The 17,089-nt window shown below is 71.4% G+C and carries 19 protein-coding genes; 6 read left to right on the plus strand and 13 right to left on the minus strand.

Annotation, left to right across the window (positions count from 1 at the left end):
• Nucleotides 1-2: 2 nt before the first annotated feature.
• Genes ASF43_RS29280 through ASF43_RS29290 form a run of 3 tightly spaced genes read left to right on the plus strand, consistent with a single transcriptional unit; the run spans nt 3 to nt 1,904 of the window.
• Nucleotides 3-902, plus strand: a complete 900-nt coding sequence (locus ASF43_RS29280) for a DMT family transporter (RefSeq protein WP_056189768.1) — start codon at nt 3-5, stop codon at nt 900-902.
• 31 nt (nt 903-933) lie between these two features.
• Nucleotides 934-1,512 carry an amino acid synthesis family protein gene (locus ASF43_RS29285; RefSeq protein WP_056189771.1) on the plus strand — a complete coding sequence of 193 codons (579 nt, stop codon included), beginning with the start codon at nt 934-936 and terminating at the stop codon, nt 1,510-1,512.
• A complete protein-coding gene (locus ASF43_RS29290; protein ID WP_056189775.1) occupies nt 1,512-1,904 on the plus strand; it encodes an energy transducer TonB in 393 nt (130 codons plus the stop codon). The genes ASF43_RS29285 and ASF43_RS29290 overlap by 1 nt, the downstream gene beginning before the upstream one ends.
• 90 nt (nt 1,905-1,994) lie before the next feature.
• Here the strand turns inward: ASF43_RS29290 and ASF43_RS29295 are convergent, their stop codons facing one another.
• The 5 genes from ASF43_RS29295 to ASF43_RS29315 all read right to left on the minus strand — a co-directional run bounded on the left by ASF43_RS29295 (nt 1,995) and on the right by ASF43_RS29315 (nt 8,774).
• A complete protein-coding gene (locus tag ASF43_RS29295; protein WP_056189777.1) occupies nt 1,995-2,546 on the minus strand; it encodes a sugar O-acetyltransferase in 552 nt (183 codons plus the stop codon).
• Between the two features lie 62 nt (nt 2,547-2,608).
• Nucleotides 2,609-3,664: a DUF72 domain-containing protein gene (locus tag ASF43_RS29300; RefSeq protein ID WP_056189781.1), complete on the minus strand. Its 1,056-nt coding sequence runs from the start codon at nt 3,662-3,664 to the stop codon at nt 2,609-2,611.
• Between the two features lie 63 nt (nt 3,665-3,727).
• Nucleotides 3,728-5,263 (minus strand): phospholipase D family protein, encoded by a 1,536-nt coding sequence (locus ASF43_RS29305; RefSeq protein WP_056189783.1) that lies wholly within the window; start codon nt 5,261-5,263, stop codon nt 3,728-3,730.
• Nucleotides 5,264-5,269: 6 nt separating this feature from the next.
• Nucleotides 5,270-7,285, minus strand: a complete 2,016-nt coding sequence (locus ASF43_RS29310; protein ID WP_056189786.1) for an acetoacetate--CoA ligase — start codon at nt 7,283-7,285, stop codon at nt 5,270-5,272.
• Nucleotides 7,286-7,493: 208 nt separating this feature from the next.
• Nucleotides 7,494-8,774 (minus strand): hypothetical protein, encoded by a 1,281-nt coding sequence (locus ASF43_RS29315; RefSeq protein WP_056189789.1) that lies wholly within the window; start codon nt 8,772-8,774, stop codon nt 7,494-7,496.
• Nucleotides 8,775-8,932: 158 nt separating this feature from the next.
• Between ASF43_RS29315 and ASF43_RS29320 the strand changes: the two genes are divergently transcribed.
• Nucleotides 8,933-9,355 carry a hotdog fold thioesterase gene (locus ASF43_RS29320; RefSeq protein ID WP_056189792.1) on the plus strand — a complete coding sequence of 141 codons (423 nt, stop codon included), beginning with the start codon at nt 8,933-8,935 and terminating at the stop codon, nt 9,353-9,355.
• A 15-nt stretch (nt 9,356-9,370) separates the two neighbouring features.
• Here ASF43_RS29320 and ASF43_RS29325 read toward each other — a convergent pair whose 3' ends face one another.
• A complete protein-coding gene (locus tag ASF43_RS29325; protein ID WP_056189797.1) occupies nt 9,371-10,150 on the minus strand; it encodes an SDR family NAD(P)-dependent oxidoreductase in 780 nt (259 codons plus the stop codon).
• Nucleotides 10,147-10,731 (minus strand): cob(I)yrinic acid a,c-diamide adenosyltransferase, encoded by a 585-nt coding sequence (locus ASF43_RS29330; RefSeq protein WP_056189800.1) that lies wholly within the window; start codon nt 10,729-10,731, stop codon nt 10,147-10,149. Before ASF43_RS29330 ends, ASF43_RS29325 begins: the two co-directional genes overlap by 4 nt.
• Before the next feature lie 166 nt (nt 10,732-10,897).
• Here ASF43_RS29330 and ASF43_RS29335 point away from each other — a divergent pair, with 166 nt between their 5' ends.
• Nucleotides 10,898-11,248: a hypothetical protein gene (locus ASF43_RS29335; RefSeq protein ID WP_056189804.1), complete on the plus strand. Its 351-nt coding sequence runs from the start codon at nt 10,898-10,900 to the stop codon at nt 11,246-11,248.
• On the opposite strand, the gene ASF43_RS29340 is transcribed toward ASF43_RS29335, so the two are convergent.
• The 4 genes from ASF43_RS29340 to ASF43_RS29355 form a co-directional block, all read right to left on the minus strand.
• Nucleotides 11,245-11,640, minus strand: coding sequence for a RidA family protein (locus ASF43_RS29340; protein ID WP_056189956.1), 396 nt, complete (start codon nt 11,638-11,640; stop codon nt 11,245-11,247). The two genes, ASF43_RS29335 and ASF43_RS29340, sit on opposite strands and share 4 nt — an antisense overlap.
• Nucleotides 11,641-12,084: 444 nt before the next feature.
• Complete coding sequence (locus ASF43_RS29345; protein ID WP_056189807.1) at nt 12,085-13,101, minus strand: nitronate monooxygenase family protein; 1,017 nt, start codon at nt 13,099-13,101, stop codon at nt 12,085-12,087.
• A gap of 6 nt (nt 13,102-13,107) precedes the next feature.
• The gene (locus ASF43_RS29350; protein ID WP_056189810.1) at nt 13,108-14,271 is read right to left on the minus strand and encodes an acyl-CoA dehydrogenase family protein; all 1,164 of its coding nucleotides are present in this window, start codon (nt 14,269-14,271) and stop codon (nt 13,108-13,110) included.
• 49 nt (nt 14,272-14,320) lie between these two features.
• Nucleotides 14,321-15,298: a tripartite tricarboxylate transporter substrate binding protein gene (locus tag ASF43_RS29355; RefSeq protein ID WP_056189813.1), complete on the minus strand. Its 978-nt coding sequence runs from the start codon at nt 15,296-15,298 to the stop codon at nt 14,321-14,323.
• Nucleotides 15,299-15,461: 163 nt separating this feature from the next.
• On the opposite strand from ASF43_RS29355, the gene ASF43_RS29360 reads away from it, so the two are divergent.
• On the plus strand, nt 15,462-16,367 hold the full coding sequence (locus tag ASF43_RS29360) for a LysR family transcriptional regulator (protein ID WP_056189816.1): 906 nt from the start codon (nt 15,462-15,464) through the stop codon (nt 16,365-16,367).
• A 9-nt stretch (nt 16,368-16,376) separates the two neighbouring features.
• Here ASF43_RS29360 and ASF43_RS29365 read toward each other — a convergent pair whose 3' ends face one another.
• Together ASF43_RS29365 and ASF43_RS29370 are read right to left on the minus strand one after the other, a co-directional pair.
• Nucleotides 16,377-16,832 (minus strand): hypothetical protein, encoded by a 456-nt coding sequence (locus ASF43_RS29365; protein WP_156373578.1) that lies wholly within the window; start codon nt 16,830-16,832, stop codon nt 16,377-16,379.
• A 12-nt stretch (nt 16,833-16,844) separates the two neighbouring features.
• On the minus strand, nt 16,845-17,054 hold the full coding sequence (locus ASF43_RS29370) for a hypothetical protein (protein WP_156373579.1): 210 nt from the start codon (nt 17,052-17,054) through the stop codon (nt 16,845-16,847).
• Nucleotides 17,055-17,089 lie beyond the last annotated feature (35 nt).

Genomic DNA, 17,089 nt, shown 5'->3' on the forward strand with positions numbered 1-17,089 from the left:
CGATGCACGCACAACGCAAGGACCACCTGGACGGGCTGGCCATCGGCATCCTCTTGGTCTGCTGCCTGGTCTGGGGCGCGCAACAGGTGCTGGTCAAGGCCACCATTCCGATGATGCCGCCGGTGCTGCAGGGCGCGCTGCGCTTCGTGGCCGCCACGCTGCTGCTGATGGGCTGGTGCCGCTGGCGCGGCATCGCGCTGTTCGGGCGCGACGGCTCACTCAAGGCCGGCCTGGCCGCCGGCCTGCTGTTCTTTGGCGAGTTCGTCTGCCTGTACCTGGGCCTGGTGCACACCACGGCCTCGCGCGCCACGGTGTTCCTGTACACATCGCCGTTCTGGGTGGCGCTGCTGCTGCCCTGGTGGGTGCCCAGCGAGCGGCTGCGGCCGGTGCAGTGGGTGGGCCTGGCCTGCGCGTTCGTGGCCGTGGCCTTCGCATTGCGCGAGGGTTTCGGTTCCGGTCTGGACACCTGGCGCGGCGATGTGCTGTCGCTGCTGGCCGCGCTGCTGTGGGGCCTGACGACGGTGACCATCCGCGCCACCGGCCTCACACGGCTGGCGCCCGAGAAGCTGCTGTTCTACCAGCTGGGCGTGTGCGCGCTGCTGTTCCCGCTGCTGTCGCCGGCGCTGGGCGAGCGCTGGGACTGGCAGTTCACGCCCTTCGTCGTCACCTCGCTGGTGCTGCAGACGCTGGTGGGCGCCTTCGCGAGCTACCTGGCCTGGATGTGGATGCTGGGGCGCTACCCGGCCACGCGGCTGTCGGCCTTCATCTTCCTCACGCCACTGTGCGCGCTGGGCTTCGGCGCGCTGGCGCTGCACGAGCCGCTGACGCCCAGCCTGCTCGGCGCCATGGCCCTGGTGGCGGCCGGCATCTGGCTGGTCAACCGCGCGCCGGTTCGGCGATGATGGCGGGCATCGTCCTTTTCGAGGTGTTCCCATGTCCCTGATCGAGATCCGCAAGCGCAGCCTGACCATCGAGACCATCCACCACGAGGGCGGCCCGCCGGTGGACGTGCCGCTCAAGCTGGCCGCCTCGTGCGCCGTGATCCGCAACCCCTACGCGGGCCGCTACGAGCCCGACCTCATGCCGTTCATGGCCGAGCTGCGCAGCCTGGGCACGCTGCTGGCACAGGAGCTGGTGGACACGCTGGGCCGCGACAAGGTGGAGGTCTACAGCAAGGCCGCCATCGTGGGCCTGGACGGCGAGATGGAACACGGCGCCGTGTGGCACGAGGCCGGCGGCTGGGCCATGCGCTCGGTGCTGGGCGAGCCCAAGGCCATGGTGCCGGCCGCCAAGGCCGTGGCCGCGGCCGGCTACCGCCTGATGGTGCCGCTGCAGTACATCCACGCCAGCTACGTGCGCAGCCACTTCAACAGCATGGAGATCGGCATCCAGGACGCGCCGCGGCCTAAGGAGATCCTGTTCGCGCTGCTGATGGGCACGGGCGGGCGCGTGCATTCGCGGCTGGGTGGGTTGCTCAAGGAAAACGTATCGGTGCACGACGGGCAGCGCTGATGGCCACGCCCGCCTGGCATGGCGCTGCCGCTGCGCTGCTATTGGCTTGTGCGCTGGGCGGTTGCGCCAGCGTGAACACGCCCTGGCCCGAAACGGTGGTACGCGCGGAGGACATGAAGCCGCTGACGCCCATGCGCACGCAGGTGCGCTACAGCACGCGGGAAGTCGAGCGCGGCGCCGCCAGCACCGTCGTGCTGCGCCTGCTGGTGGACGCGCAGGGCCGCACCCAGCGGCTGGCAGTGTTCCAGTCCAGCGGCATCGCCGAACTGGACGAGGCCGCGCTGCATGCCGCCCGCGACGCGCGCTTCGCGCCCTACATGAAAGATGGCGTGGCCGAGGCCGTCACGCTGGTGCTGCCCATGCACTTCCCGCTGCGCAAGCGCGAACTCTGAGGGCGGCCCGCACCCCCTCGCCAACACGAGCGCTTCTCGCGGCTGCTCCAGCGGATCGGGCACCGCAGGAAGCGATTTGGCTGAAGGCCCTCAACCCCGCACGCGCGCCGGATTGCCCACCACCGTGGCGCCGGCCGGCACGTCGCGCGTGACCACGCTGCCGGCGCCGATCAGCGCGTCGTCGCCCACCGTGATGCCGGGCAGCAGGATGGCGCCGCCGCCGATCCAGACGTTGCGGCCGATGATGACGGGCCGGCCGAACTCCAGGCCCGTGGCGCGCTCCTCGGGCGAGCGCGGGTGGTCGGCCGCGAGGATCTGCACGCCGGGGCCGATCTGGGTCTTGTCGCCGATGCGCACCTCCACCACGTCCAGGATCACGCAGTTGAAGTTCAGGAACACGCCCGCGCCCAGGTGGATGTTGAAGCCGTAGTCGCAGTGGAACGGCGGGCGGATCACCGCGCCGGGGCCGGCACTGGCCAGGCGTTCGAGCAGCAGCGCGTGGCGCTCGGCACCGCTGGCCGCCAGCGTGGCGTTGTAGCGCGCGAGCCAGGCGCGCGTGGCCTGCAGGTCGGCCTGCAGCTCGGGGTCGCCGGCGTCGTACAGCGCGCCGGCCAGCATCTTTTGTTTTTCGGTCTGAGGCATGCCGGCGATTGTGGGCAGCCCACCGCCGCGCAGGCGTGACAGCCTGCAACACGTGTGGTGTTTCAGGGCACGAGCAGGCGCGCCATGGCCTCGACGGTGCGCGGCGCCGAGCCCTCGGCCTTGTTGTTGATGGTCAGGTAGGCGGGCTGGCCGGCGCCGGTGGTGGCGCGCAGCACGCGGGCCAGCACGGCCCGGGTCTGCGGGTCGGGGTCGACCAGCTGGTCGAACGGACGGTACAGGGCCTTGGCGTCTTCGTAGCCGTAGCGGCCGTGGCTGCGGTGCAGGTTCCAGCGGCACACCAGCGGGCCGGGCCACAGCGCGCGCAGCACGGGCAGCTGGTCCTCGATCGGCGGCATCTTGGCGTGGCCGCCCAGGCAGTAGGTGGCGCCCACCGCGCGCAAGGCGTCGGCAAACGCGGGCACCAGCCACTCGGGGTCGCGCACCTCCACCGCGATGACCAGGTCGGGCGCGCGTTCGCGCAGTTGCGCCAGCGGCGGCAGTGCGGCCAGCATGGCGCCCAGCCGCGCGATGGTCTCCGGCATGCGCGCGAGCATGGCCACAGGCAGCGGGCTGAGCTGGAACACCAGCGCGCCGGCCTTGGTCGCGAGGCCTTGCAGCGCGGGATCGACGAAGGCCGACCAGGCCAGGCGCGGGTCGAGGAACGCGGCGTTGGCCCGCATGCCCTTGCCGTCTTCGGCGCGTACCAGCGCGTCGGCCACGACGCTCGGTGCCTTGACCACGAAGCGGAAGTCGCCCGGCACCTGTTCGGCGTAGGCGGCGTACTGCGCCGGCGTGAGCGGTTGGTAGAAGGCCCGGTCCAGCGAGACGGTGCGCAGCAGCGGGTGGCGGGCGTAGGCGGCCAGCCCGCGTTGGGCGAGCATGGACTCGCTGTAGTCGCCGTCCCAGACCAGGCCCTTCCAGCCGGGGAAGGACCAGGAGGAGGTGCCCAGGCGCAGCAGGGGCGGCAGGCCGGCGGCGAGGGCGTGCAGCGCGGGCGGGCACTCGACGGCCTGCACTTGCCGCGCGCGGCTGGCGCGGGTCGCCGTGGCGGGCGCCGCCGCGGGCCCGGCGGCGGCGGGCGCTGGCGGGGCGTCGACAGGGAAGAGCGAGTTCTGCATGCCGCGGGGGATTGTGGCGCCGTGCATGCCCTCACGCCAACCCTCTGCCAGGGGGCGCGGGCGTCAGAGCAGCCACTCGATCGGCAACCACGACAGCACCACCACGCCGGCGCGCTTCCAGATGCTGGCGCCGGGCTCGGTCGTGTGGCGCACGGCCTGGCCGTCGACCTGCTCGGTCCAGACCAGCGCGCCCCGCGCGTCCAGCCCCACGGTGTAGGACTGCGCGGGCACCGGGCCGTCGAATGCATCGTCCACGCGCTGCGCCAGGGCCGGGCTGTCGATCACGAAGCCGAGCTCGGTGTTCAGGTGGATGGAGCGCGGGTCGAAGTTGAAGGAGCCGACGAAGACGTGCTGGCCGTCCACCGCGAAGGTCTTGGCGTGCAGGCTGGAGCCCGAGCTGCCGAACGGCCCGGTCTTCATCTTCGCCTCGCCGGAGGCGGCCTGGCGCCGCAACTCGTAGAGCTCGACACCGGCCTGCAGCAGGCGCTGGCGGTGCCGGGCATAGCCGGCGTGCACGGCCGCCACGTCGGTGGCCTCCAGCGCGTTGGTGAGGATGCGCACCTGCACGCCGCGCGCGCGCAGCGCCTCGAAGGCCTCGACGCCGGCAGCCGTGGGCACGAAGTACGGCGAGACCAGGTCCACGTGGCGGGCCGGCTGGCCGAGGATGGCGGTGAGCTGGCGCAGCATGAGGCTGCCGTCACGCGCCTGGCCCAGGCCCTTGGCCGGGTCGTCGCTGACCATGCGCGTGGGCGCCCAGTGCAGCGCCAGCCGGCCTTGCACGAGATCCTGCACGAACGGCAGCGCGCGCACCGCCTCGACATAGGCGGCCGCCCGCGGGTCGCTCTCCACGCTGCGCGCGCGCGTGCGCAGCGCCTGCAGCTGCGCCGCGTCCACGGCCGGCAGCACCTGCGCGGCCGGGTACGCCGAAGCGCTCTCCCAGTAGCGGTCGAAGTCCTGCGAGATCTGCGGCACCACCGGGCCGGCGGCCAGCACGTCGAGGTCGGCGAACAGCACGCCCTCGGTGGCGCCGAAGTATTCGTCGCCCACGTTGCGCCCGCCCACGATGGTGGCCTGGTTGTCGGCCGTGAACGACTTGTTGTGCATGCGCCGGTTGGCGCGCGAGAAGTCGGTGAGGTAGCCCAGCCACTTGGGGCTGCGCACGCGGAACGGGTTGAACAGCCGCACCTCCACCAGGGGATGCGCGTCCAGCGCGGCCAGCAGCTGGTCCATGCCGGCCGTGCCGTTGTCGTCCAGCAGCAGGCGCACGCGCACGCCGCGGTTGGCGGCGTCGTGCAGGGCTTCGAGCAGCAAGGTGCCGGTGGTGTCGGGCCGCCAGATGTAGTACTGCACGTCCAGCGTGCGCTCGGCCGCGCGCGCCAGCAGCACGCGCGCCGCGAAGGCCTCGCGCGCATCGGACAGCGAGAAGATGCCCGACCGGCCCGGGTGCGCCGCGGCCAGTGGCGCAATGGCCCGGCCCAGCGCGGTGCCGTGGGTCTCGGCCTCGGGCAGCGCGGTGGAGACGCTGCGGCCCTCAGGAAGCGGCATGCTCCCGCAGCCCATCAGCAGGCTGGCGCACAGGCAGGCGAGCAGGAAGCGCATGGGCCATCATGGCATGGCGCGTGCGGCATGCGCACGCGCAAACGCCACGTACCAGTCGAGGCAGCCCGGGTTGGCCATGGCCTCGCGGTTCAGCACCTTGTCGATCGGCTGGCCCAGCAGCAGCTTCTTGATCGGCAGCTCCTGCTTCTTGCCCGACAGCGTGCGCGGGATCTCGTCCACCTGGTGGATCGCATCGGGCACGAAGCGCGGCGACAGCGCGTGGCGCACGGCGTCGTTGAGCCGCGCCTTGAGCGCGTCGTCGAGCACGAGGCCGGGGCGCAGCACGACGAACAGCGGCATCCAGCTGTCGCGGCCCAGGTATTCGAGGTCCACGACCATCGCGTCCAGCACCTCGGGCAGGGCCTCGATGGCGCTGTAGATCTCGCTCGTGCCCATGCGCAGGCCGTGGCGGTTGATGGTGGCGTCGCTGCGGCCGTAGATCACGCAGCTGCCGTCGGCGTCGATCCTGAGCCAGTCGCCGTGGCGCCACACGCCGGGGTACATGTCGAAGTAGCTCGACAGGTAGCGGGCATTGCCGGGGTCGTTCCAGAACTGGAGCGGCATCGACGGGATGGGCTGCGTGCAGACCAGCTCTCCGACCTCACCGATGACGCCTTGCCCGGCCTCGTTCCAGGCCTCCACGGCCGAGCCCAGCATGCGGCACTGCATGGTGCCGGGCACCTGCGGCAGCGTGCGCAGGCCGCCGATGAAAGCGCCCGCGAAGTCGGTGCCGCCCGAAATGTTGCACCACCAGATTTCGGGCACGCCGAGCTTCTGGAACTCCGCGATGCCCCAGCGCTGCACGTCTTCCGACAGCGGCGAGCCCGTCGTGCCCAGCGTGCGCACGCGGGCCAGGCCCGGGAAGCGTGCCAGGTCCACGACGGCCTTCATGCAGTTGGCATAGAAGGCCGCGCCCGCGCCGAAGAAGGTGACGCCCGTGGCCTCGGCAAAGCGCCACAGCACGCCCCAGTCCGGCGCCTCGCGCGTGCCGCCGGGGTTGCCGTCGTAGATGCAGCAGGTGGTGCCCGTGAGCAGGCCGCCGACCTGGCAGTTCCACATGATCCAGCCCGTGGTGCTGTACCAGAAGAAGCGCTCGCCGCGGCCGCTGTCCCGGTAGCTGCAGCCCACGTCGTTGTGCAGCGTGGACAGGGCCAGCGCCACGATGACGATGCCGCCATGGCCGTGCACGATGGGCTTGGGCAGGCCGGTCGTGCCGCTGGAATAGACGATCCACAGCGGGTGGTCGAACGGCAGCCAGGTGGGCGTGAACGCGGCGGTGGCATCGTCGTCGCGCGCCAGCACGGCTGCCAGCGCCTGGCTGCCGGCCACGCTGGCCAGGCCGCCCAGGTTCTCGTGCACGAGCAGGTGCCGCACGCTGGGCAAGGCGGCGCGCAGCTCGGCCACGGTGGCCGTGCGGTCCAGGTCCCGGCCGCCGTAGGTCACGCCGTCGCAGGCGATCAGCACCACGGGCTCGATCTGGCGGAAGCGGTCGAGCACGGCGGCCTGGCCCATGTCGGGCGCGCACACGCTCCACACGGCGCCGATGCTGGCCGTGGCCAGGAAGGCGACCATGGTCTCGGGGATGTTGGGCAGGTAGGCGGCCACGCGGTCGCCGGGCTGCACGCCCTGGGCCTTCAGGTGCAGCGCGAGCGCGGCCACCTGGCGGCGCAGCACGGGCCACGCCATCTCGCGCCGCTGGCCGCGCTCGTTGTCGCTCACGATGGCCGGGCAGCCGGCCGCATGGGCCGCGTCCACATGGCGCAGCACCTGGTGGGCGTAGTTGGTCTGCGCGCCGGGGAACCACTGCGCGCCAGGCATGCCGCCCTGCCCCAGCACGGCGCGGTGCGGCGTGGGCGATTGCATGGCGAAATAGTCCCAGATGCTTTGCCAAAAGCCCGCCAGGTCGGTCGTGGACCAGCGCCACAGCGCGTCGTAGTCGGCAAACGCAAGGCCGCGCTCGGTGCGCAGCCAGTCCAGGTACAGCGTGATCTGCGGCGTGCGTTGCGCGGGGCTTTGGGCCATGGGGCGTGTCTCCTTGTTCGGGCAGGCGAGCATGATAGGGGCCGCTCCTGCAGGGCTGGGTGCACGCTTTCAAGTGGTGGCGACGCTGCGTCTGCCGATGGTGCGCGCGCGCGGCCACCAGGGCGACTGGCGCAACTGGAACGCGCCGGCGCCGCGGGGGCTCGGTGGGCGTGCGCCGGGCCGCGCCCAGCGTGTGCAAAGGGTGTGCTCAGGGGCGCCGCGGCGCGGCTGCAGGCGGGCCATCGCCCCCCAGCACCCGGCCGATGGCCGCGCCGATGGCCGTGCCCACGCCGGGCAGCACGGCCGTGCCGACGGCCGCGCCCACCAGCGGCGCCTTGGAGACGGTGACCTTGAGCTGGCCCATGGGGCCTTCGATGGTCATGGGCAGGCCGACCACGCCATCGACCAGGTCCACGGCCGCGCGCGCCTGCAGGCGCTGGTCCTGCAGCCGCGCGTCGCCCGAGGCGCTGAACTTGCCGGCGCTGGCCTGGATGTCCAGGAAGCGGAACACCGTGCCGTCCGGGCTGTTCTGCGTCTCCACGCGGCCGCGCAGCTGGTCCAGCCGCGTCTGGCCCTGGTGCTCGCGGCCCAGCGTGGCGATGGCGCGGTCCAGGTCGAAGCGCAGCGCGGTGGCCGGCCGGATCGTGAAGCGCGTCTCGGTGTGCAGGCGCTGCACCAGTTGCAGCGGGTTCGCTCCGTCGGCCGAGAAGCGGGTCTCGCCCTCGGCCTGGCCAGCCAGGGGCGAGCGGCGGTTGAAAGCGGCCAGCGCGGCCTGCACCTCGATGCCGCGCGGCGCCAGCATGCCCTGCAGGCGTAGCTGCCCATCGGCCGCGGTCCGCACCTGGGCCTGGCCGTCCGCATGCCCGCCGGCCAGCCGCACGCGCAGCGTGAAGCGCTGGGTGCCGGCCTCCGCGCCATCGGTCTCGCGCGTGACGACGAGGTCGGCGGCCGGCGTCAGGCCGGGCCGGCGCAAGGTGGCCGTGCGCAGGGCCAGGCCGCGCTCGAAGTCGGCCTCGCCGGCGTAGACCACGGGCACACCGCTGCGCGAGACCCAGGTCAGGTCGCGGAATTCCACACGCGACAGTTCCAGCGGCGGGGCGCTGCCCTGCCGCTCGGGCTTGGCCGCGCCGCCGCCCAGGCCGCGCAGCGAGCGTTGCTCCACCGTGGCGCCGTCCAGCACGACGCTGGCCAGTTCGATGCGGCCCGACAGCAGCGGCAGCAGTCGCGGTGCGACCGTCAGGCGCTCCAGCCGCAACGGGCGCTGCTGGTTCGTGGCCACGTCGCGCACCACCACGCGCGGCGTGGGCAGCACGTGCCAGTCCAGCGCGCCGACCGTGACCTGCACGCCCAGCGCCTCGGTCGCCGCCTGCGCTGCGCGCAGCGCCAGTTCCTCGTTCGACGGCAACCACCAGGCCGCAGCCGCGCACAGCAGTGCCGCAGCCGAGCCCAGCGCGAGGGCGGTGATCTTCCAGGGGCGGGCAAGCGGCATGGGTGGGGTGCGACGGTAGCCGCCGCAGTGTGCGGCGCGGTCTGCGCCGCCGCAAGCGCGCGCCCCGCGTGCACGCGTAGGACCGGGGCGCGTGCGCGACCGCCTGGGCCGCGGGCTGCCACTTATAGTGGCGCCTTCTCCGATCGCACGACACCGCCATGGCCATCTGGAAAAAACCGATCTCCGTCGAAGAACTGTCCTCGATCCACGTGGGCACGGCCGTGGGCCACCTGGGCATCGAGTTTCTGCAGGTGGGCGATGACTTCATTCGCGCGCGCGTGCCCGTGGACACGCGCACGCGCCAGCCCTATGGCCTGCTGCATGGCGGCGTGAGCGTGGTGCTGGCCGAGACGCTGGGCTCGTGCGGCGCGGCCTATGCCACGCCCGAGGGCTACCGCGCCGTGGGGCTGGACATCAACGCCAACCACCTGCGCGGCGCCACCAGCGGCTGGGTCACGGGCATCACGCGGCCCGTGCACATGGGCCGCAGCACGCATGTCTGGCAGATCGACCTGTTCAACGACGCAGGCGAGATGACCTGCGCCTCGCGCATCACGATGGCGATCCTGTCGCCACGCTGAGGCGGCGCCTGGCCATCAGCCGCGCGTGATGCGCACGCCGGCGTCGATCAGCAGCACCTCGCCCGTGGTCTTGGCAGCGCCCACGCCCAGCCACCAGGCGGCCTGGGCGATGTCTTCGGGCGTGATCACGTCGGCCAGCGCGGCGCGCTGCTTGTAGCTGTCCACGGCCTTCTCGTAGGCGACCTCGCCCAGCCCGTTGCGCAACCAAGGTGAGTCGACCAGGCCCGGCGCGATGGCGTTCACGCGGATCTTGGGCCCCAGCGCGCGCGCCAGGCCCACCGTCATCGCGTTGAGCGCGCCCTTGGACGCCATGTAGGCGATGGACGAGCCCGTTCCCATGAACGAGGCGATGGACGAGACGTTGACGACGGCCGCGACCGGGTGCTGCTCCAGCAGCGGCACGAAGGCGCGCGTCATCTGGTAGGCACCCACCACGTTGACCGCGTAGATGCGCTGGAAGTCCTCGGCCTGCAGGCCGTCCAGGTCCTTCAAGGGCACGAAGCGCGTGGTGCCGGCGTTGTTGACCAGCACATCGGCCCGGCCCCAGCGCGCCTGCACCTGGGCGGCCAGGCGCCGGCAGTCCGCATCGCTGGACACGTCGGCCTTCACCACCAGCACCTCGGCACCCAGGTCGCGGCACTGCTGTGCGACCTCTTCGGCCGGCGCCGGCTCACGCGAGTAGTTGATGGCGACGTCCCAGCCCTGTGCGGCGTACAGCCGGGCGGTGGCCGCGCCGATGCCGGACGACGAACCGGTGACGACGCAGACCTTGCGGGTGGCGCTCTGGGTGCTCATGGTGCTCCTTGCGGCGTGGAGGACGCGGCGAGCGCCATGCGCTCGCTCTTCCAGTACACGTCGTCGCCGCCGTCCATGCGGTTGGCCACGCGGGCCAGCACGAACAGCAGGTCGGACAGGCGGTTCAGGTAATGCCGCGGCGCCTCGCGCACGGCCTCGGCACGGCCCAGCGCGACCACGGCGCGCTCGGCCCGGCGCGCCACCGTGCGGCAGACATGGGCCTGGGCCGCCGCGCGGGTGCCGGCCGGCAGGATGAACTCGGCCAGGCGCGGCAGCGTGGCGTTGTGGTCGGCCAGGGCCTGGTCCAGCTGCAGCAGCGCCTCGGGCTTGAGCAGCTCGTAGCCCGGGATGGACAGCTCGCCGCCCAGGTTGAACAGCTGGTGCTGCACGTCCACGAGCAGCTGGCGCACGGCATCGGGCAGCGGCTCGCACAGCAGCAGGCCCAGGTGCGAGTTGAGTTCGTCCACGTCGCCGATGGCTGCGATGCGCAGGCTGTCCTTGCCCACGCGCGTGTTGTCGCCCAGGCCGGTCGTGCCATCGTCGCCGGTGCGCGTGGCGATCTGTGTGAGTCGGTTGCCCATGGCGGTTCCTATCCGATAAATCGGTCGATTCTGCTTTACCCAGCGTGACCAACTGTCACGCCGTGCGCGCAAACCTGTGAGTGCCGCAACAGGAAGCAAGTGTGCTGGCCCCACGGCACCGCTTGCGTTGCAATGGCGCTCCATCCACTGTCAGGAGCCTTCCGGCATGCGCAAGAACCGCCACACACTCGCCCGCTTCGAGGAGCACAGCCTGGCCCTGTTCACCGCCCTGGTGATGGGCAGCAGCGGCGTGGCGGCACAGACGCAGACCGCTGCCGAGGGCAGCATGGTCCATGCGCAGGCCACGGTGCCCGTCAGCCGGCCCGTCACGCCGGTCGTGCAGCGCAACGCCAGCGCCGAGCAGGCCTTCGGCCGCGCCGACAGCAACGGCGACGGCCAGCTCAGCCGCGACGAGGCGCAGCGCCTGCCGGCCATCTGGGAGCGCTTCGACGACATCGACGCCAACAAGGACCGCATGCTCTCGCGCGACGAGTTCCACCGCGGCATCGCCAACTAGGCGCTGCGGCTGTCCGCCAGCGCCACGCATTCGATCTCGATCAGCATGCGCGGGTCGGGCAGCGCTGCCACCACGCAGGTGGTGCGGGCCGGGTACGGCGCGGGGCCGAAGGCCTCGGCGTAGCGGCGGTTCATCTCGGCCACGTCCTGCGGGCGCGTGAGCAGCACGTTGACCTTGACCAGCGCACGCAGGCTGGAGCCGGCGCGCGCCAGCGTCGCGCGCAGCGCGGTGACGGTCAGTTCGAACTGCGCGCCGAAGTCCTCGTCCAGCTGTCCGTCCGCGCGGTAGCCCGGCGTGCCCGAGACGAAGATCAGCTCGCCCACGCGCGCGGCGGAGGACAGCGGCGGTGTCTTGAGGCGGCCTTCGGGTGCGAAGTAGTCGATGGTCGGCATGGGGTGCTCCTGCAAGGTGTTGAACGCCGCGGCATGTTCGCACGCGGCCACGCGACGCCGCGCCCGCAGACATCGCCCGGCTCGCCCAGGGCCACGGGCTGCCCGTCCAGCCCGGCAGCGCCGCCGTGCAGGCCGAGATGGCGAAGCCGCAGCCGGCCTGCAGCGCGTTGGTGCCGGTCACGTGGCGGATGGGCGCGTCTTCCAAAGGTTGGCGCTGAGCAGGGCCACGGCCCAGGCCGCGTGCGTGCAGCACGGGCTGGGCGCGGCCGATGAAGTCGGCCGCCTCGGCGCAGGAGACGCGGCGCGTGCCAGCCTGGAACGCGATGCGCTCGGGGAAGCCGGCCAGGGCGTGTGCAAAAGGCGCAGCGTCTCGCCAGCGCCGCCCGCCCTCACCCCTGCCCTCTCCCAGAGGGAGAGGGAGAAAGAGCGCGGCGCCACGGGACGTCATGGCGGCGACGTCTTGCTCCCTCTCCCCGCGCGCGCGGGAGAGGGAGCAAGAGCAGCTGGCATCCAGGCCATGGCCTCGCGGGCGGCATCGAGGTATTGCGCGCTCGTCTGCTCGACCAGCGCCGCCACGCTGCCGCGCGAGGTGACGCCCGACACGCTGTGCCCCGCGCTCCAGATGTCGCGCCAGCGGCGGATGCTGCCGTCGCCGCCGCTGCCGTACAGCGCGTCGGCACGCTCGGCCGTCATGTCGGTCGGCAGGGCCTTCGGGTCCAGCCCGGCCGCGCGGATCGAGGGGATCAGCGTGTTGGTCTCCAGCCCGGTGAACGCGCGCGACAGCAGCACGTCGTCGAGCCGGCTGTCCACCAGCATCTGCTTGTAGCCTTGGGCCGCCATGCTCTCGTCGGTGGCGATGAACTTGGTGCCCATATAGCCCAGGTCGCAGCCGGCCACGCGCGCGGCCAGCAGCGCCGCGCCGTCGGACACACCGCCGGCCAGCACCAGCGGGCCGTCGTAGAACTGGCGCACGGCGCGCACGAAGGCCAGGCCGTTGGCCCAACCCGTCTGCCCGCCCGCGCCGGCCGTCAGCAGCACCAGGCCGTCGACACCGGCCGCGATCGCCTTCTCGGCATGGCGCACCGAGGCCACGTCGGCCAGCACGCGGCAGCCGATGTCGTGCAGCGGCGCGACCACCGGGTCGGGCGCGCCCACGCTGGTGATGACCAGCTCGACCTTATGGCGCAGCAGGCAGGCCAGCTCTTCGCGCAGGTTCTCGCGCCGCATGATGAGGTTGGGGCAATACGGCGCGTGCTGCGGCCCGAGTGCCGCGCCGATGCGCGTGAGCCACTGGTCGAACGCGTCGACGCTGCGGCAGTTGGCCGTCGGGAACGCGCCGATCACGCCGGCCCGGCAGGCCGCGATGACCAGCTCGGGGCCGGACACGCGGAACATGGGCGCGGCGATCAGCGGCAGGCGCAGCCGCTCGGCGAACAAGGCGCGCAGAGCGTGCGAGGTCACGGCGGCTTACGAAGCGGCGCGAATCATGTTGCGGGCAATGACGAGCTGCTGGATCTGGCTCGTGCCCTCGTACAGACGGAACAGCCGCACGTCGCGGTAGAAGCGCTCGATGCCGTGGTCGGCCACGTAGCCTGAGCCGCCGAAGATCTGCACCGCGCGGTCGGCCACGCGGCCGCACATCTCGGAGGCGAACAGCTTGCAGCACGAGGCCTCGGTCGACACGTTCTCGCCATCGTCGCGGCGGCGCGCGGCGTCGATGACCATGCAGCGCGCGGCGTAGACCTCCATCTTGCTGTCGGCCAGCATGGCCTGCACGAGCTGGAACTCGGCGATGGGCTGGCCGAACTGGCGGCGCTCCATGGCGTATTGCAATGCGTCCTCCAGCATGCGCTCGGCCGCGCCCACGCAGATGGCGGCGATGTGGATACGGCCCTTCTCCAGCACCTTCATCGCGGTCTTGAAGCCCTGGCCCTCCTTGCCGCCGATGATGTTCTCGGCCGGCACGCGCACGTTGTCGAAGGTCACGTCGGCCGTGTGCGCGCCGCGCTGGCCCATCTTCTTGTCGGGCTTGCCGACCGTGATGCCGGGCGTGTTCGCTTCCACGATGAAGGCCGACACGCCGCCCGCGCCCTTGTTGTTCGGGTCGGTGCGCGCCATCAAGGTGAACATGCCGGCCGTGGGCGCGTTGGTGATGAAGCGCTTGCTGCCGTTGACGATGTAGTGGTCGCCCTTCTCGTCGGTTGCGCGCCGCGCCGTGGTGCGCAGCGAGGCCGCGTCCGAGCCGGCCTCGGGCTCGGTGAGTGCGAACGATGCAGTGAGTTCACCGCTGGCCAGCTTGGGCAGGTAGTGGTCCTTCTGCGCCTGCGTGCCGTCGATCAGGATGCCCTGCGAGCCGATGCCCACCGTGGTGCCGAACAGCGAGCGGAAGGCCGGCGAGGTGCGGCCCATCTCGAACATCACGAGCGACTCTTCCTCCATCGTGACGCCCAGGCCGCCGTACTCCTCGGGCACGGTCAGGCCGAACAGGCCCATGGCCTTCATGTCGGCCACGATGTCGTCAGGGATCTGATCGGTCTCGGCCACCTCGTTCTCGGCGGGCACGAGGCGCTCCTTGACGAAGGTGCGCACGCTGTCGAGGAAGGCCTGGGTGATGTCGGGGTCGCGGATCATGGTGTGTGGTGGCAAGGGTGAAGAAAAGAGGCGAACAGGCGCGCGCCCGTCATTCGAACTTGATGTCCTTGGTCACGCCGCGCCACATCTCCAGGTCCTTGCGCTGCTGGTCGGCCAGCACGGCGGGCGCGCCGGTCCACATGTCGTAGCCGTGCTCGGCCCATTGCTTGCGCAGGCCGTCGTCGGCCAGCGTGCGGTTCACGGCGGCGTTGATCTCGGCGACCAGCTCGGGCTTCATCTTCGCGGGGCCGTAGACGCCGTACCAGCCGATCACCTCGTAGCCCGGCAGGCCGGCCTCGCGCATGGTGGGCACGTCGGGCAGCGAAGCGTTGCGCTCGCGCGAGGTGACGACGAGCGGGCGCACCCGGCCGGACTTCACATAGTTGCTGGCGGTGCTCACGATGTCGAACATCATCGTGAGCTGCCCGCCGATCACGTCCGTCATGGCCGGTGCGTTGCCTTTGTAGGGCACGTGCGTCATCACGAGGCCGCTCTGCTTGGCAAAGAGCTCGCCGCTCAGATGGTTGGACGCGCCCATGCCGGCCGAGCCGTAGGACACCTTGCCCGGGTTGGCCTTGGCGTAGCCGATCAAATCCTGCAGGTTCTTGATCGGCAGGTCCTTGTTGATGACGAGCGCGTTGGCGTAGGTGAGCACGGGCGACAGCGCCGTCAGGTCCTTGGCCGGGTCGAACGGCATGGCCTTGAGCACATGCGGGCTGATGGTCAGCGTGGGGCTGGCGCCGAAGTACAGCGTGGCGCCGTCCGGCGCGGCGCGTGCCACGGCCTCGCCGCCCAGCGCACCGGCGGCGCCGGCCCTGTTCTCCACGATCACGCTGCGGCCCAGCTCGCGGCCGAACACCTGGGCGAACTGGCGGCCGGCCGTGTCCACCGGGCCGCCGGCCGCGTAGCCGACGACGAGGCGCACGGGCTGCTGCTGCGCGAAGGCGCTGCCGGTGGCCAGGGCACTGGCGCACAACAGGCCCGCGAGCACGCGACGTCGGGCGAGAGGATGGGCCAAGGGGTTCATGCTGGGTTGTCTCCGGGTCGTTGTTGGAAGTACGCACCCACCGTGATGCGAGCGGCGAGGATGGCACCGGCCAGCATGGCCCGCCATCAGTCTTTGGCAAAGGGGGTGTTCATCGAGGGGCGATGGGGGAGAACCCGATGCGTTACGCTCGCCGCCCGACGCCATGCACTTCGACCTGTTCGACCTCCGACTGTTCGTGTTCGTCGCCGAGGAATCCAACCTGCGGCGCGGGGCTGAGCGCGCCTGCATCTCGCTGGCTGCGGCCAGCACGCGCATCAAGCAGCTGGAGGACAACATCGGCACGCGGCTGTTCTACCGCAAGCCCCAGGGCGTGGAACTGAACCCGGCCGGCGAGGCATTGCTGCACCACGCGCGCAAGGTGCTGCAGCAGGTGGACCACCTGAAGATCGACCTGCGCGACTACGCCCAGGGCGCCAAGGGCCATGTTCGCGTGCTGGCCAACACCACCTCGATCACGAGCGCCCTGCCCTCGGCGCTGGCCAGCTTCCTGGCCTTGCAGCCCGACGTGAGCATCGACCTGCGCGAGCGCCTGAGCGCCGAGATCGTGGTGGCGATCAACGAGGCCCATGCCGACATCGGCCTGGTGGCCGGCGACGTGGACACGCAGGGCCTGGAGGTGCGCGACTTCGTGGCCGACGCGCTGGTGGTGGTGTTGCCGGCGCGGCATGCGCTGGCCAGGTCGGCGCAGCTGTCCTTCGTGCAGACGCTGGACGAGCCCCACATCTCGCTGGCCGAGGGCAGCGCGCTGGCCAGCTTCCTGCCGCCGCTGGCGCGCGCCATCGGCCGGCCGCTGGAGTTCCGCATCCAGGTGTCCAGCTTCGAGTCGATCTGCCTGCTGGTGGAGGCCGGCGTGGGCGTGGGCATCATCCCGCGCTCATCGGCCGTGCGCCATGCGCGCACGATGCAGCTGGCGCTGGTGCCGCTCACCGACCCCTGGGCGCAGCGCGAGACCAAGATCGTGAACCGCGCCGGGCAGCCGCTGCCCAGGCTGGCGGCGGAGCTGGTGCGGCACCTGGCGAACTTTGGGTTGGCGGATCGGTTGTTGTAGGGCGCCCGGCTATAGCTGCGATTTGAGCCGACGCAGTACATCGCGGTCGATGCGGTCCTTGTCACGGTAGTCCGTCTTGGTCTTGAGCAGGCCTTCGATGTCCAGCGTGCGGATGTCCACGCCGTCCACCGTCACGGTGCGCACGTGCGGCTGCAGGCTGTCGTAAGTCTGGCCATTGGCCGCGAACAGCAGGTCGATCAACAGCGCATCGGCCACGCGTATGTTCTCAGGCTCGTCTGCCGGCACATCGAACCATTGCGGGTCCAGCTCCTGGCTGGACGGCAGAAACGACAGAGCCCTGATCACGCGGCGGCCGTTGTCAATGGACGAAGGCAGAAGGATGTCGATGTCCTCGGTGGCACGCACGAAGCCATTCAGGCGCACGGCATGCCCGCCGACCAGGATGTACTGCACACCTTCGGCCTGGAAACGCCGTAGCAGGTCAAGCAGGTTGTCCGCGTCCATGGCCTCTGCCAATCAACGCGGCCCGTTGAGTCGGCGCGCGATCTCCAACTGACGCGCATCGTCGGCCTGGTTCATGGTGCGGTGAGTGGCCCGGGTAATGCCTCGCGGACGTGCGGCGTGCAAGCCGGCCAGCATCGCATCAAGCGCACGGCCGCGGCGCAAGGCCTCGGCAGGATCGAGGATCAGCTCGGAGCGGTCTTGGCGGCCGACGGTGCGGGTCATATGGGCCATCGTAGCAGTTGCACTTCACATCCCGC

This window comes from Pseudorhodoferax sp. Leaf267 (assembly GCF_001422405.1).
GTDB lineage: Bacteria > Pseudomonadota > Gammaproteobacteria > Burkholderiales > Burkholderiaceae_C > Pseudorhodoferax.